This is a genomic window from Mesorhizobium sp. M0800, from assembly GCF_040320095.1.
Classification (GTDB): domain Bacteria; phylum Pseudomonadota; class Alphaproteobacteria; order Rhizobiales; family Rhizobiaceae; genus Mesorhizobium.
Window position 1 is genome coordinate 59,812 of sequence record NZ_JAMYOZ010000033.1, and the last position, 13,332, is coordinate 73,143.

The 13,332-nt window shown below is 57.0% G+C and carries 10 protein-coding genes and 3 pseudogenes; 7 read left to right on the forward strand and 6 right to left on the reverse strand.

The features are described 5' to 3' along the window. Nucleotide 1 precedes the first annotated feature (1 nt). The 4 genes from NKI18_RS27990 to NKI18_RS28005 all read right to left on the reverse strand — a co-directional run bounded on the left by NKI18_RS27990 (nucleotide 2) and on the right by NKI18_RS28005 (nucleotide 4,402). Entirely contained in the window at nucleotides 2–652 is a 651-nt protein-coding gene (locus NKI18_RS27990) for an acyl-homoserine-lactone synthase (protein ID WP_353021303.1), read from the reverse strand. An 83-nt stretch (nucleotides 653–735) separates the two neighbouring features. Further along, on the reverse strand, nucleotides 736–1,458 hold the full coding sequence (locus NKI18_RS27995; protein WP_353021306.1) for a LuxR family transcriptional regulator: 723 nt from the start codon (nucleotides 1,456–1,458) through the stop codon (nucleotides 736–738). Nucleotides 1,459–2,862: 1,404 nt separating this feature from the next. Further along, nucleotides 2,863–3,852 carry a nodulation protein NodZ gene (locus tag NKI18_RS28000; protein WP_353021308.1) on the reverse strand — a complete coding sequence of 330 codons (990 nt, stop codon included), beginning with the start codon at nucleotides 3,850–3,852 and terminating at the stop codon, nucleotides 2,863–2,865. Nucleotides 3,853–4,246: 394 nt separating this feature from the next. Continuing rightward, nucleotides 4,247–4,402, reverse strand: a complete 156-nt coding sequence (locus NKI18_RS28005) for a hypothetical protein (protein WP_352483792.1) — start codon at nucleotides 4,400–4,402, stop codon at nucleotides 4,247–4,249. Between the two features lie 247 nt (nucleotides 4,403–4,649). On the opposite strand from NKI18_RS28005, the gene NKI18_RS28010 reads away from it, so the two are divergent. The 3 genes and pseudogenes from NKI18_RS28010 (at nucleotide 4,650) to gmd (ending at nucleotide 7,009) form a co-directional block, all read left to right on the forward strand. Next, nucleotides 4,650–5,282: a hypothetical protein gene (locus NKI18_RS28010; protein WP_353021311.1), complete on the forward strand. Its 633-nt coding sequence runs from the start codon at nucleotides 4,650–4,652 to the stop codon at nucleotides 5,280–5,282. A 209-nt stretch (nucleotides 5,283–5,491) separates the two neighbouring features. Next, nucleotides 5,492–5,807 (forward strand): annotated as a pseudogene (locus tag NKI18_RS28015) (nodulation factor ABC transporter ATP-binding protein NodI); the annotation flags it as partial. Nucleotides 5,808–5,938: 131 nt separating this feature from the next. Next, on the forward strand, nucleotides 5,939–7,009 hold the full coding sequence (gene gmd / locus NKI18_RS28020; RefSeq protein ID WP_353021314.1) for a GDP-mannose 4,6-dehydratase: 1,071 nt from the start codon (nucleotides 5,939–5,941) through the stop codon (nucleotides 7,007–7,009). Nucleotides 7,010–7,132: 123 nt separating this feature from the next. Here gmd and NKI18_RS28025 read toward each other — a convergent pair. Then, nucleotides 7,133–7,411 (reverse strand): annotated as a pseudogene (locus tag NKI18_RS28025) (integrase core domain-containing protein); the annotation flags it as partial. 922 nt (nucleotides 7,412–8,333) lie between these two features. Here NKI18_RS28025 and NKI18_RS28030 point away from each other — a divergent pair. The 4 genes from NKI18_RS28030 (at nucleotide 8,334) to NKI18_RS28045 (ending at nucleotide 12,446) form a co-directional block, all read left to right on the forward strand. Next, the gene (locus NKI18_RS28030) at nucleotides 8,334–8,606 is read left to right on the forward strand and encodes a hypothetical protein (RefSeq protein WP_353021316.1); all 273 of its coding nucleotides are present in this window, start codon (nucleotides 8,334–8,336) and stop codon (nucleotides 8,604–8,606) included. A gap of 121 nt (nucleotides 8,607–8,727) precedes the next feature. Further along, nucleotides 8,728–9,426, forward strand: a complete 699-nt coding sequence (locus tag NKI18_RS28035) for a thermonuclease family protein (protein ID WP_353021318.1) — start codon at nucleotides 8,728–8,730, stop codon at nucleotides 9,424–9,426. 247 nt (nucleotides 9,427–9,673) lie between these two features. Then, nucleotides 9,674–11,260, forward strand: a complete 1,587-nt coding sequence (locus NKI18_RS28040; protein WP_353021320.1) for a hypothetical protein — start codon at nucleotides 9,674–9,676, stop codon at nucleotides 11,258–11,260. Next, the gene (locus tag NKI18_RS28045; protein ID WP_353021322.1) at nucleotides 11,244–12,446 is read left to right on the forward strand and encodes a PAN domain-containing protein; all 1,203 of its coding nucleotides are present in this window, start codon (nucleotides 11,244–11,246) and stop codon (nucleotides 12,444–12,446) included. Before NKI18_RS28040 ends, NKI18_RS28045 begins: the two co-directional genes overlap by 17 nt. A 675-nt stretch (nucleotides 12,447–13,121) precedes the next feature. On the opposite strand, the pseudogene NKI18_RS28050 reads toward NKI18_RS28045, so the two are convergent. Next, nucleotides 13,122–13,332: pseudogene (locus NKI18_RS28050) on the reverse strand (hypothetical protein); the annotation flags it as partial.

Consider the following 13,332-nt stretch of genomic DNA (forward strand, 5'->3'; position numbering starts at 1 on the left):
ATCAGAAAATGTTCGTGGCATGTTGTCGAACGAAGGGCAACTGCTTCCCACGCCGCTCCAATAGCGAATGGTCAATGCCAAGAATCTTGCGAACGCTCGCGAGGGCGGCTTCATTGACCTCAATGTACGCGACGATGTACCATTCGCCGTTCTCTTCCCTCGCCATTCCCATGGGCTCAGCTCGCCATTTAAGCGCGCCATGATGGGGCATGAAGTATGTCTCCTGAATGCCGCCTACTGCGCCGAGGCCCTCGTCAAGCGCAAATTCCATCACCGCGCAGCACAGCTCTGTGAGTGTGCCCTTCAGCCCGGCTGAGCGTTTATCGGGCACAACGAAAGTACGCGTCCACTCGGCCCAATCCGGCCGCCTCGGAACTCCCGACTTCTCACACATATGGGGGAAAACTTCGGAGACCATGTGCGGTTCGCTGGTCGGGATCAGCCGAGCCGATGTCACCACCCTGTCATCTTCGATTCCCAATAAGTATGTTGCGGCGTTCGTATCGAACTGGTCTAGTTCTCGACCGTCCGGACTTTCCGGCCGCCAATGCTTTTGGTGCACGAAAAAGTCATGGCGCCGGTGCAGGAATTCGTTGAATTCGCTCTCGTAGAGATGCTTGTTCAGCGCATTGACGACATGGGCTTTTATCATAACGAGACCCCCCGATCGTTCTTAGAGGGATACTCGCAGCTGCGCTAATATACGTCACCTGTCCGATCGAACAGTTGACGCGGCTAAGGGTGGATCAAACGCCGGCGCACGGCTTCGACAACGGCTTGAGTGGTCGTGCCGACGCCGAACGCTTCCCGAGCTCGTGTTGAATGCCATTTGACCGTCCGCTCGGCTACACCGAGGATTTGTGATGTTTCGGACGATGTCTTGCCTGCGGCCGCCCACAAGAGCACCTCTTTCTCCCGGTCCGTAAGGACACCGTCCACCTCTTCGTCCACGTTCGACAAGGCCTGGATAGACATCCCGGCGTATACGGCCATAGTGATTAGCTGTACTTGTTCACGTGGCGACGGACCGCAGCTCTTTGCAGACGAGGCAAATGACAACACCGATTGCCAATGGTGAACACTTAGCATCGGGACCGCAAAACCGCTCCGGATGCCAAATTCCGTTGCTTCGCCTGCAACTCGTCTTGAGCCTTCGGTATCAGACCATTTAGCAGGCACGTCTGCCCAAAGAAATGGGCTCAGGGTTTTAGCTGAATAAAGGCAAACGCCATCAACAGCCGCATGCTCGGCTTCAACATAGCGCTCGAACCAGCCTGCGGGCCATCCATTCAGTTCGACCATTGGGGCAAGCTTCTGTCCACCAAGAGGAACGCCGCTTAGGATAAGATGTTCGAAGCCGAGATTTCGTACAGTCTCCAATAGATCGCTTAGCAGCGGCCCTGTTGCCGTGTGCTTTCGGCAGCGCTCCACGAAGTCAAATACATCTGAGTCAATCATGGCGAGACATCCGCCTTCAACACTGTAATGTAAGTGTAAACTTAATTAGCAGATTGAAATATCATATCAAAGCGGCGCCGATTTGCCAGCGGTTAAGCGATACCGTCGCGCTTCTTGAGAAAATCCTTAGGCCTGCATTGGGAAACACTCAGTTTGGAGGTTTCGCGGGGACCCTTTGAGATCGCATTTCTAAACCGGAATCCAAACCCTTCAACAGGGCCGGTCTGGATTGCCTGGTAGCCAACTCGCTCCCCATAGTCGATGCCAATGCGGCTGAAGGCAAGCTGCTGTATTGCGTCGCCGTCAGGCTCCAGGAATCGGCGTAGCGGCAGCCGCGCTCATGTCCCAAGTAAGTCATTCTGGCGCTGCACTAGGCGACGTTCTCATGGTGCATTGCTGCGGCGCCCACCGTCCTATTTGAAGAAGTGCGACAGCTCATCCGACATGGTTGGAACGAGCAGACTCCGATCGAGGAACCCGTCGCCAAGCCAAAGGTTGCAATTCCGTGCCGTTATGTTGATAGCTTGCGACGAGGCTGCCGTTCGAGGGCGTGGCGGATGCGGCAGACGAAGCGGAGCCTCACGAATATAGCGGCGCCACTTTACGTCGACTGCACTCGGGCTCGCTTGCATCTGCTGCTTACCGGAGTTCACCGGCCGCCGACTATCCCTCAGATTTCACACAATAGAAGGCACCAGATCCGTTCGCTAAATAGCAAAGAGTACGCCCGAGAATTCTGGGCGCGCTCGACAAAAGACTGTCAGGCGCTACGCTCGGTCTTCTTTACCTCCCTCACCTTAAAGGCTCCATCGAGAAGCGCTTCATACTGGCGTCCGAACAGGCCCGAAAGGCTGTTGCTCCCGATAGGCTCGCGCTTCAAAACAAATACAACGAATTAGACCGGGCCTGGGATGACTTCGTAATTCAGCGAGAGACCTGGACACCTGAACAGCGGGAGCGGCTGGAAGAAATGGCACGCTCCAGGCTGGAGGCCAAGGATGTTCAAGCTCTCTTCGAACAGTTCCGTCCCCCCGGAGCTCACGTAGCTGCCGGTCGTGTCGACCATGTGAACATCGCCGCGGATCCTGTTCCCGCTTTCGTCGGGGGCGATCAAATCGGGCGGCGCTCCGAGTAACAGCGAAGTTCTGGCGCGTTGCCGGACGGCGGCGGATGAATGATCTCGTAATTCTGTATTCGTGCCCTAAGGCCGTCGGTTTCATCGACGTCGGCAACAGTCCCGAATGGAGCCAAGAACTGCTGCAGTGTGTCCCGATCCTCGAGCCTGCGGATCAAGCTGAGCAGCTGCGGGACATTTAGCGTATGCCATGGCCCGCCTCTCGTGGATTGCGGTCGATGTCTCAATGCCTGTTCGTTGCATCTGCCGAATTGCCCAGGTAGCGGGTCTTAATCAAGATGAGAGATCCTTTGCCTGCCTTCTATCAAAATCAAACGACTTGGGTCCTTCAGATCGAACTCAATTACCCGCGGTACGAAAAGGCGTGCATATCGTGTAAAGGCGCTCGTCGGAGGAAACCGAATTACAGTATCGCAGCGCCCGAGAAGATACATCTCAACGAGGGCGGAAATTGCGCCGTCCATCCCAAGTGCTGCAGTATGTAAGGGGCCGTCTTGATCGGATCGGAAATGCTTGGGGACGGTGAGAAGATCGGGAAACCTGGCCGACAGGTGATCCAGGATTTGCGCGCTGTCCGTGCACAAGAACAGCCGCACAGGCTTGGGGTGCGGTAACGCTTTAGCCTTATCAACCGCAGTGCACACTTGTCGAACGGCGAACTCCGGATCGGCCCAGTAGGGCGCATGGTCCATGATGTCTTCACCGTTACCATGTCGAACATGAACCCCGATGATGCTGTGCCCCTCAAAACATTCTTGGTAAATGGCATCTATGCGTGTTTGAATTTCAGGCCGAGGCTTGACACTCTGGAAGACCTGCCGCTCGGCATCCTCATCGCAGCGCCACATCAAACAAGCGTCACACACTACTGTGTTCGCTTCGACATCGTGTTCGGCCTGAAAGAGCTCGCCCAACTCGTCGCGCTCTTGGAAAATCTGCTCATCTGGGCGGTAAAGGCAGTCGATCGCTGGCCTATTCCACCACTCCGGGAAGAATGGACCCGGGAAGGAAAAGTCGTTGATCCGGTCGTCGCAAATAGCCGGTACGCCAGCGATGTCATTGATCGGTTGGAAGAACACCGGAAAGGCATTTGTGAAGGGTTGGTCGAGATAGCAGGACCCGCGCCAGTCGACGGCTAGCGTTCGTCCCGACCGCTGAGCGTAGCGCCAAGCGGCCGCCAGCGACCACAGACAATCACCGAACCCCGTACGCCTCTGAGAGACGACGAACCTGCGCTTTACCAATCCACTGACCTGCATTTTCGGAAATCTCGTTTCAGAGACGAGGTTGCATCTGGCTTGGGATCTCTTAATCGATACTAGTCGACCGTTACGCCGGGCGATTTGGTAGAGGCTGCGCGTGGGGCAGAAGAGCTCCCTCAGCACTGCCTATCCTTATCTCTGTGACGCTCGCAAATCTTGACGCCGGGTACACTCGCTTCCGGTTTAAATTCATCGTTCTCTAATGCGCCCGGCGACATGTGTAAAATTGATTGCGTGGATGTGGCCCATCCATGTGATGGATACTAGGGCGTTCCTTGACTATGAGCCTCTGCTGACGTGGGGCCGCGCTTTGCTAAGCGAAACAGCCGGTCGAGGCAGTCCACAAAGTCCCTTTTTCAAGTCCAATTCTTAACTGCCTCAACGTAACATGTCATTTGCGGGCGTTTCCTGAAGGACGGATGTGCAGGACCCGCCAGCCGTCGAATGTCAGGCGCAGGCCATCCACGTCATTTATGGCCATCATGGCGTCCGGTCCCATCGAAAGATGCGACACGGCGCCCTCTGACGCTTTCAAGTGCGCCAACATGGCGCAACTCCTGCCGGATAGCTTTCGAGCCGGCTGGACTGAGCGACTGGCAGGCGATGCTGTGCGACGACGGCCGAGAAAGGAATTTTGCCGTCTGCAGCCATGTAGAGGATCGTTCCGACGGTTCTGCGGGTTCTCAGTGTCGGAGCCGACACCTGTGCGAACCCGCTTTCGTCCGTTTTCGAAAGGCCGTTGAGGTTCATGACCCTGTTGTTCGCCGAGATCACCCGCCAGCTCAGCGATCCAGGTGAAGACCGGCACGGTTGTCGATGCGGCGATCGTCGCCTCGGCCAGCGAAGACGATGAAGAGGGCTATTGGGTCAAGCACAAGGGCCGACCAGCGTTTCATTGCTTCAAAGCCCATGTCGGTGCCTACGCCGATACGGCCCTTGTCGAGGAGATCGCCGTCACGGCGCCCACCCCGAGGACGGCAAGGCCGTTCCTGATGCTCTGCCCGACAATCCCGGCGAAGTGTTTGCCGACAGCGCCTATCGAGGCAATCGTCTCGGCGAAGCGGTGCGCGCCGAGGGTGGAAGGCCGCGCATCTCGCAACCACTATGTGGGGGCGCGACGAGGCCGAAAGCTCGACGCCTGGAACCAACCGATCCACAGAATTTGTAGTCGGATCGAGAAGATCTTCGGCACCTGTAGCCGGATGCGATGGCGAGGGCTGGCAAAGGCGGCCGTTCAAATTCGCCGCACTGCGATCGCCTACAGTATGAAACACAGTTTGATGGTCGCCTCGTCCCGCCCATGGTTGAAGCCCAGCCACCGTTTTCGGGCTAGCGCGCCCGAAATTCCTTGGAGGTCAATACGCAATGCCCTACCCGGCTTTTCGCCGCCGTCTCAGATGTGCGGTTCGCCCGAAGCCCCCGACTGACACGAACTTTGTCTTCGCGCGGAGCGAAACCTCGCGCCCACGACTTGTGCCGCCGATGGTGCCGCGCTGCCCTGTCAAACAATCCATTTTATGGATGCACTTCATCCAAACAATCGATTTCACTGATCAAAACAATTTCCATTAGAAGACGCTGAAGCAGGCAAAGATTACTTGGTCAGCGCAAAAGAGGGATGGTGGAGTTCTAGTGTGGGTTGGACCCACATGCTCGCCATTTTATCTGGGAACTGCTACGTACCCTGTTGGCGCAAGGCAATACGATTCCACTGGCCACCCACTTCGTGGAAGAAGCGGAGCGGCTGGGCAACCGACTGTGCGTGCTTGAGAACGGATGTAGAATCACAGAAGGGCGTCCTAACTCGCTGATTGATGAGCAAATCGGGTGCGACGTGATTGAAATCTATGTCGCTCACCCGTGAGCTGAGTTCGGCACTCAGGCCGCATGTGGGACTTAGGCAGGTTAGCGGCGAGACTCTGTTTTGCTATGCCTCGAAGCAGGAGCAGGTGTGCTCGCTGGCTGACACTGTCAATGACGAGCTCCGCGCCGCATCTGTCGAAATCCTACCATAGGGTATGAGGCGGGCCGCCGGTGTGGCGAGCCAGATTCGAAACTTCAACTACCATAGAGCAGGAAGAAAATGGGCGAGAACAGGAAAGTTGCTCTGGTTACGGGCATAACGGGACAGGATGGTGCCTATCTCACGCGTCTTCTGCTGGAAAAAGGCTACGTCGTTCATGGGATTAAGCGACGTTCCTCTTCCTTCAACACGGGTCGCATCGAAGACATCTACCAAGACCCGCACGATCCCGATCCGCGCCTAATTTTGCATTACGGTGACCTCACTGATGCGACTAATCTCATCCGAGTAGTTCAGGAATCCCAGCCAGACGAGATTTACAACTTGGCCGCTCAGAGCCATGTCCAGGTGTCGTTCGAAACGCCGGAATACACAGCAAACGCCGACGGTATCGGAACATTGCGACTTCTTGAGGCGATCCGCCTTCTCGGTCTAAAGGACAAGACCCGCTTCTATCAGGCCTCGACTTCAGAGCTCTACGGCCTCGTGCAATCCGTACCGCAGAACGAAACAACGCCCTTTTATCCGCGCAGCCCTTACGCCGCCGCCAAGCTCTACGCCTACTGGATCGTGGTCAACTATCGCGAGGCCTATGGTATCCATGCTTCCAACGGCATTCTCTTCAATCATGAAAGCCCACTGCGCGGCGAAACTTTTGTGACGCGCAAGATCACTCGCGCCGCCGCTGCTATCTACCTCGGCAAGCAGGACAAGCTTTATCTCGGCAATCTCGATGCTCAACGCGATTGGGGCCATGCGCGTGAGTACGTGCGTGGTATGTGGATGATGATGCAGCAGGATCAACCGGATGATTACGTGCTGGCGACGGGCAAGACGACCCCTGTCCGCCAATTCGTCGAATGGGTTTTCAAAGATGTCGGCGTCGAGCTCGAATGGCGTGGTGAGGGAGTCGACGAAAAGGGCTATGATGTCGAGACCGGCAGATGCCTAGTCCAGGTAGACCCACGCTACTTCCGCCCCACGGAAGTCGATCTTCTCCTGGGCGATGCCACCAAGGCGAAGGAGAAGCTCGGCTGGGTGCATGAGACATCCGTGCGCGAGCTCGCCGCGGAAATGATGCGGGAAGACCTCAAGGTCATGCAGACATCGGTAATCATGAAGGAAGCATAATGTACGATCTGAAGGGAAAAGCCGTGTGGGTCGCGGGCCACAAGCATGGTGGGCAGCGCTGTTGTAGGCCGCCTCGCGTCTGAAGACTGAAAGTTATGGCCGCCCTGACGTTTCCCCCAAATTTTATCCAGTCGTGAGTTCGTTTCCGGGGGTGGATTTGCCCTGATGGCCGGTGGACGCGACGGGTGCTGGCGCGGAGCGTTTCACGTTGCGCAGCGCGAGCGACCGTCGCGGGTTGAAGGTCGATGCACATTCGTTGGGTGTCTGCCATCCGATGTGCGAGTGCGGACGCGCGCCGTTGTAATCGGCGCGCCATACATTGAGCCTCGCGCGGGCCTGGGCCAGGGACGTGAACCGCGTCTCGTTGAGGAGTTCATCGCGAAGGGGGCCGTTGAAGCTCTCGCGTTAGGGTCCTAGCCAACTTCCGACTGTGAACTCGCGGAAGCGATTTACGGCAAGCGCACACAGCAGCTCGTCCACGGCGTTCGTACATGAAGTTTGGAAACTTATAATACTGGTACACACCTCCATGGGGGAACATTATCTCCAATATCTCAGCGATTACCGGATAGCTATCTGCCTTCACCTACCTCGGCCTAGTGCAGAATCTTGGCCGAATGAACTCGGCGCTCTTGCTGCACACCAATGGTCCGTCCCGCGCGAAGTGCGATCATACCGCCGCAGCTTACCTTCAAATCCGGCACTGGCGAGGATCTAGATCCAAGCCGACGGCGCCGGGGATCAAATAAAAAGCCGCCGACCGAAGCCAGCGGGCTTGATTGGGATGGCCCGCGCGGACGGTCAAGGCTGCGCCGGCCGACCATGGCGGAGGGACCACCTTGGTCAACGGCACGGCCCGATGACGGCGTGCCGATGTACCACAACATGCGGCGAGATAGAGCCTTCCGGCGTCGCGGAAAAAAGCCCGCCGGTTTTGAGCCAGCGGGCAAGTTCTGGAGTGGCTGAGATCAACCCAGCATCAGTCAACGACCGGCGGAAGGGTTGGTTGCAGTGGATGCCAGCTAACCGCAGCATGCTGTGAATCGTAGCAATGTGAAAAACAAAACTCTGGACTTCTAGGTCGGACTCGCCCCAATATTTGTTTGGGGGAATTCACATGAAAATTGGAGCACTCATCGCAAGTGCAGCCCTGTGCGTCAGCGGCTGCTCTACGAGCACTGTCGTGTCGGACAGCGATCTCACGGCAATGAATACCGTTGCGCTATGTCACGTTCTCGCCAGCAGCACGGACGAACAGTATCGTAGTCGGGTAGCGGCCCTTCTAGTGCGCAGGCGCGCAACAGCAGAGAAGTGCACCAGGCTTGTGCAAACCGACAATGCTGTCGCGACAGGCATAGCGATCGCGGCTGTCGGCGGCGCAGCTGTGGGTGTCGCTGCCAACAACGGCTATGGAGGCGGAACATATTACCGGCCACCGCCATCACAAACCTATCGCGTCGCGTGGGACCAATTCTATGGCCAGAACTACAGCGTTATCTGGCGCTGCCGCGACCGGTCCACCGGGCGGTTCCTTGACGATTACTATTGCGCCGGCCTGCCCATGGTCGACAGCGCATGGCCGGGCTGGTCGGCGTAGGATGAGCAGGCGATACCGCAAATATCGATCCAATCGGTGGCAGAGACCCACCGGTGCCAAGCTGTGGCGGCGCCAACTTGCGAGCGTGCCGGCAATGCTCGGTCTTACGGCAGCGGCGGCGGTGGCCGCCTTCCTGGCGCCGTCGGGCGCGCAACGTAGCGACGATGCATCAAAGGCCAGCCCACGAAGGGCGGCGCCCTCCTCGCTTACCGGTGTCGCTTCCGTCATTGACGGCGATACGATCGAAATCCACGGCCAGCGCGTCCGCTTCAACGGCATCGACGCGCCAGAGAGCCGGCAGCTGTGCCGCGATGCGAATGGCGCCGAGTATCCTTGCGGCCGGCGATCGGCCGAAGCGCTGGACACTTTCCTGGCCGCGTCGAGGCCGCTCGAATGCACATTCGTGACGTGGGATCGCTACCACCGCTTTGTCGGCGATTGTCGGCGCGCCGACGGCGCGGGCGTGGCCGCCTGGATGGTCCAGCACGGCCAGGCGCTGGATTGGCCTCACTACAGCCAGGGCGCCTATGCGGGGCAGCAGGCGCAAGCCCAAGCCTCAAAGATCGGCCTGTGGGCCGGGACGTTTCAGGCACCCTGGGAATGGCGCGCTGCGCACGCCGACGGCGCGGCGCCGTCGAGCCGCCCACTGGGCATCATCAGCCGTAAGCTGGTCGCGCAGAGCGGCTATTCTTGCGAGCCGCGGAGAACGTGCAAGCAGATCGGTTCCTGCGACGAAGCCAACTGGTACCTGCAAAACTGCTCATGGGGCGGAAAACTCGATCGCGACAAGGATGGGATCCCATGCGAAACACTCTGCTAGCTGAAATGTAACGGAGTAAGCGCTACGGCCTGTTCGGCTTTCCGCTTACACCGATCCAACGAAGACCATGCATGGGCGACGCGGTCTGCTAACCCCATTTTTTGACGAGGTATTCTATATCTGAAGGGCAGAAAAAGTTATTGCGACAATAGAGAGAAGACGCCTTAACTGAGACTTTCAAAACCGTTAAGTGTATGCTGGCAGGCGATCAAGGCGTGATGTTGCCCTGTCGGGGGGGGCGAGTAAAATGCAGACTGTGATGAGTCAAAAGCTGGCAAGCTATGGCCAGTGGACCTACCGTGGTGCCTGGGCCCTAGAGATTGCGGCCGCAGCGATTGGTCTTACGACAGGTGTAGCATTAGGCGTACAAGCGTTTTCTGCAAGCGAGTCTGTCACTGCAATGGATTTGACGCTCGCCAGTGCACCCTTTCTCATGGTGGCAATCGCGGAGCTCACCAAGATACCGATAGCTACACTGCTTTTCAGCGCGTCTTGGCTCTGGAAGCCCATAATCTTGGTCTTCCTCCTGGTTCTTGCAGGCATCACTTTCGAAACTGTCTTTATGGGGATGGAGAGGGCAGGCGCATTGCGTCAGCTGCGTTATGAGGAGCTCGTAAACAAGATTGATGCCCTTGAGCAGGAAGCGACAAAGCTCGCCTCTGCTGACGAACTTGGTCGAAGAGCCGATCAGGTCGATCAAGCCCGTTCCGAAATTGAGCAGCTGACCTCTCTTGCAGAAAAATCGCGTGCGACCTCTCAGTCGCAAATTGCCGAGGCCAATGCGGAATTGGAGGGAACGACAGCCCTTACTCCAGAGGCCTCGCGTGTTCGCGATCAAGTGGATGAGAAAAATGCTGTTCGATCGGCGCTGATTCAACAGCGTGATCGCGAAGTTAAAGACGCTGTCGATCAGTTTGAGCGCCAACGCGACAGCTTTGTTGAACGTATCAAGATGGCGCGCGATTCAGGCGACAGCGACTCGGCACGCAGGCTAGAATCGGAAGTGGCTAAACTTGCCAACCCCCGCACGAAAATTATCACCAAGTTCGACACTCAGATTGAGCCGCTTGATCAGGAGGTTGCTGCGCTGCGCGAAAATTTCGATCGTTTGCGGGCAAATAGCCCTCCTATGACTACTGACCAGAGGCAGAAGCTTGTCGATAGGCGTTCGTCTCTGGAGCAAACGCGCGATAGTGATGCCGCGGCTTGGCAGCGTCGATTGGATGAAGCGGGCAAACGGCTCGCAGATGCCCAGGCGGCAGAAGCCAACAAGGCAAACACCTCGGCGCAAAACCAGATCAGACAGGACCAGATTGCCAAAGCCCTCAGCGCCTTTGCCAAGGAGCGGATCCCAATGGCGCGGACAGATCAGGTCCGCCGTATTGCCTCACGGTGGTACGGCAGCAAACCTGAACTGGTGACTGAGGCACAGGCCGGAATAATCTCTGTGATTTGGTTCGGCTCGCTCGCGCTCATCGCCGCGCTCGCGGGACCAATTACGGCAATGGTCGCTCTAGCGCTCCAGCGCATTGCCGCCCGAGAAGAGGACAATTCAGAGAGCAAGACTTCCAGGCTGCTCCGCAGAATGCTTTTGAGTTGGCGCTGGCGGCGGGTTCGAACGGTCGAGGTACCGGTCGAAGTTACGGTAGAGAAAGAGATTGAGAAGCGGGTAGAGGTGCCTGTCGAAAAAATCATCAAAGAGATCCTCTACGTTCCGCTCTTCACCGACGACCCCGAAGTTCTTCGCAAGGCCCTCGACCAGGATTTGCCGCCTGAGGTCTCAGACCTCGTGACGGTATCAATGAAGGATCGCAAAAGTGCTCGTCCGGCATAACACCACCCTGCTTGAGCAAGCCGTCGATCTCGCCGTCAAAAGGTCAGCGATTCCAACCTTGCAGGCTCAAGCCGCGGCCCAAGAGAAGACAGCCCGAGCGAGCGCCTTTCGCCGAATGGCGACTGGCGGAGCCATTGCAGTGGCGGCGGTCGGGATTGGGCTAGGCATCAATCTTGGTCTAGGGGACAAAACCTTGCCGGAGCCGGCAGCTTTGCCGACCATAGAGCAGCCAAGCGATCTCACCTCCCCAAAAGATGAGCCGCCTATTCCTGTTCCAACTCCAAAGCCAATTCAGGAGCAGGCGCCCCAGGCTGACGTCCCTACCAGGCCTGACGTGGTGACCGTCGACTTCAACAAGTTCGCCACCAAGAACGTCGAGTTCCAAGGCACCACTTGGGAGTTAATCACAGGTCACCACTTCAAGGATGAGAACGACGAAACCTGGGACCGAGCGTGGTGTTACTCTCGGCGGAGTGTGAACGGCGTAGACGTAAATGTATCATTGGCAGCTCGTTCTGCCCCGACAGCGCCACCAGCCGGGCCTGGCGCTGCTGCTCAGACGCTTCAGTTGGTCGGCCTTAATGATTCATCCGCTGTCGATCTTGCAACAAGATGCGCGTGGCTGGATGGTCGCACATTTGCGTCTTCAGACATCATTCCTGACCGGTCACGAGAGCAGGCCGCAACTGTCCCCGCAGAAACTCCTGCGACAGAGGTCGATCCAGATAGTGGATTTGTTGTCGTGTCAGGGTGGGACGCGATCGGAAACGACCTGCCGGATATGCCAACTAGGAACGTGAGTTCTGAGCAGTGTCAAACCGCCTGCGATACTGACTTTAGGTGTCTAGCGGTTACTTATAACACAAAATTTCGAGCTTGTTTCATGAAAGGGGACGCATCGCTACTGGTCAAAAGCGAAGAGTCGATCATGGCCGCAAAGAAAGTGGTCGAGAGCAATTTGCGCTACTCGAATTTGGTGTTCGCCATAAAAACGGAAATTTCTGGCAATGCCTATTGGACCTCTCCGCTCCGATATCCCGACTGCATACTGCAATGTGCAAACGACAAATCCTGCTTAGGGTTCAATTTCCGCAAAAAAGAAAGTGCGTGTGTCCTTTTCAACAGTATAACCCAATCCGCTGATAACGCAGCGGTCGCATCTGGCATCAAGAGCGTCGCCAACTAAAGTTGAAGCAAAGCACCTGTCCTCAAGGAGCGATTCAAGCCAGGCCACTTGAAAGTGGCTAGCAAAATTCCACGATAATCTTGGGGTTAGCGGCGGAATGTCTTCGATGGAGCTCTAACAGAACGCAAAGTGGGGTCAACTGAGGCATCCCAGAGAAAGAATTGTCGTCGGCGCATTGCGGACACCGTCTGACCGAATGTCAAAAATGGGCCTGTACCAGACTGTCTGGTTCCAGTCTGGACTGGAAATAAGCTGCCGTTCGGCTGCCGCCTCCTCTCGTTCATCTGACCAGTCGCGATCGTCGCATAAGAGCTAACATTGCCGAGCGGGGCCTCACCGCGAAGTGCGATCAGCACGATGTTGAAAGCCGCCGAGTTTTGTCATCGGCTTGGATAATAGAGGTAGTACCCACCTTGGACCCTCAGCTCGCCCATCCTTCCAAATCCCAGGCATAGTTACCCGCATCGCTGCACTGCAAAGGTTGGTGCCTATACCACCTCTGTGCCCCAACCGGCCAGCTCGTTGCCCGGCGGGGACGTCCGCAACTTACTCATTGCTGACTCTGGAAGCGTCCGCGCCCTGGTATCTCCTAAAGAAGGAGGGTGGAAGGCTTTTCGAATCCCCTTTGGCGTGCGAACAGGCGGAGATCGACGTCACGAGCAAGTTAGTGTCGGCTCAGGGACGGCACATCACATAGCCGAAGGCGTTCATGTCGCTGCAGGCCGAGATATACGACAATACTAGCCAGTACAGTTGCACGAAGTACGGGTCAGGCCGCCCGCCGCTAGGGTCAGGACCCATTAATTTGTTGAGTTGATCTCTGTTGGGTGATTCAAGGTGGCAGGAGGTGCCGCCTTGAGTGATTTGCTGATGTTGACGCCGGAGC